At 39.7% G+C, this 2,147-nt stretch carries 2 protein-coding genes and 1 other annotated feature; both genes read left to right on the top strand.

Annotated features, from left to right (window positions below; translation table 11 throughout):
- Window positions 1-66: 66 nt before the first annotated feature.
- Window positions 67-474, top strand: coding sequence for a transcriptional regulator Spx (gene spx, locus A5844_RS07120; protein WP_086284508.1), 408 nt, complete (start codon window positions 67-69; stop codon window positions 472-474).
- A 17-nt stretch (window positions 475-491) separates the two neighbouring features.
- On the top strand, window positions 492-848 hold the full coding sequence (locus A5844_RS07125; RefSeq protein ID WP_086284509.1) for an ArsC/Spx/MgsR family protein: 357 nt from the start codon (window positions 492-494) through the stop codon (window positions 846-848).
- 609 nt (window positions 849-1,457) lie between these two features.
- Window positions 1,458-2,023, top strand: a sequence feature (16S ribosomal RNA rRNA prediction is too short).
- The last annotated feature ends 124 nt before the right edge of the window (window positions 2,024-2,147 follow it).

The following is a 2,147-nucleotide window of genomic DNA, read 5'->3' on the forward strand; positions in this document are numbered from 1 at the left end:
GCTTATAACTAGCTTTTTTTATAGAATAAGTTTAGAATGGGATTATAATTAAAAAGGAGTGAGAAAATGATAAAACTATACACTTCGCCTAGCTGTACATCTTGCAGGAAGGCCAGAGCGTGGTTGCAAACGAATCAACTGAGATTTGAAGAAAAGAATATTTTCGCAGAATCAATATCAGAAGCTGAAATCCGTCACATATTGGCCGCTACTGAAGGTGGAGTTGAAGACATTATCTCCACTCGATCAAAAATTTATGAGAAATTAGACATTGATTTTAATGATTTATCATTAAGAGAAATGATTAATTTATTTAAAGAATATCCCTCTTTGCTTAGAAGACCCATTTTGATCGACGAGAAAAGAGTGCTGATCGGCTTTAACGAAGATGAAATTCGAGCGTTTATTCCAAGAGAAATTCGGGGTGTAGCTAGAAACCTGATATATCTACAACACAGTGTCTTATATTCATAGAGAATTGAGGTGATGTAGTGAAGGTGAAAATGTACGGATCAACAGATAGCGTATCTAGCGCCAAAGCCCAGAGATGGTTAGACAATCATCAGCTGATTTACCAATTTGTTGATCTGGATAAAAAACAATTGACTAGAGAAGAAGTTGCAGAATTGTGTCATTTGGAGAATGTCTATGTGGAACGTTTGTTTATCGTTTGGTCAACGGCTTTCAAAAAAATCCAATCTGATTTTTCGTCTAATGGAGAAGAACAACTCCTGTTATTGTGTAAAAAGCATCATCACCTATTGAGAAGACCACTGATTATCATTGATGACGTATTATTTGTTGGATATAATGAGCGATTACTGGAAGAATTGATTCTACAAGATTAATCGTGAATTTCTATAAATTAGTAAGAAGGGCAACGATATAAAATGATCGTAGCCCTTTTTTGTTTGGAGATAAGTATACATTTTGCCTCTAATGAAGAAATTTGTACAATTAGTATCATAAACATTCTTTAAGTGAGTCGTTGGAATGTCATGATTAGAATAAAAAAATATAAATGTAAAAAAATTGAAATATTACTTGACGCCTGATCTTCTGCATGTTAATATAACTGATGTCGTAAAAATGATGTGATCTACAAACGTTGGATCTATCAATTAAAAGTTGACAAATGGTGTTGACAAATAACAAACGACAAGTTATGATAAATGAGTTGCTGAAACAGCCTTATAAAACACACAGCAAAAAAATTAAAAAAGTGTTGACAAGCACTTTGGTCTTTGCTAAGATATAAGAGTTGCTACGGCAATCTTAGATAACGGATTTTTGATCCAATATCAAGTAGACCTTTGAAAACTGAACAAAGTAAGACAAACCAAATGTGTAGGGCGTCTTGATTGATTCAAGACAACAAACATTTTTAACAAGCAAGCAATATGCTAGCAACCAAATTGAGCTTAACAATCGCAAGATTGTTCTAACTTTTATTATGAGAGTTTGATCCTGGCTCAGGACGAACGCTGGCGGCGTGCCTAATACATGCAAGTCGAACGCTTCTTTTTCCACCGGAGCTTGCTCCACCGGAAAAAGAGGAGTGGCGAACGGGTGAGTAACACGTGGGTAACCTGCCCATCAGAAGGGGATAACACTTGGAAACAGGTGCTAATACCGTATAACAATCGAAACCGCATGGTTTTGATTTGAAAGGCGCTTTACGGTGCCGCTGATGGATGGACCCGCGGTGCATTAGCTAGTTGGTGAGGTAACGGCTCACCAAGGCCACGATGCATAGCCGACCTGAGAGGGTGATCGGCCACATTGGGACTGAGACACGGCCCAAACTCCTACGGGAGGCAGCAGTAGGGAATCTTCGGCAATGGACGAAAGTCTGACCGAGCAACGCCGCGTGAGTGAAGAAGGTTTTCGGATCGTAAAACTCTGTTGTTAGAGAAGAACAAGGATGAGAGTAACTGTTCATCCCTTGACGGTATCTAACCAGAAAGCCACGGCTAACTACGTGCCAGCAGCCGCGGTAATACGTAGGTGGCAAGCGTTGTCCGGATTTATTGGGCGTAAAGCGAGCGCAGGCGGTTTCTTAAGTCTGATGTGAAAGCCCCCGGCTCAACCGGGGAGGGTCATTGGAAACTGGGAGACTTGAGTGCAGAAGAGGAGAGTGGAATTCC

The sequence above is a fragment of the Candidatus Enterococcus wittei genome (assembly GCF_002140175.1).
In the GTDB taxonomy this organism is placed as follows: domain Bacteria; phylum Bacillota; class Bacilli; order Lactobacillales; family Enterococcaceae; genus Enterococcus_B; species Enterococcus_B wittei.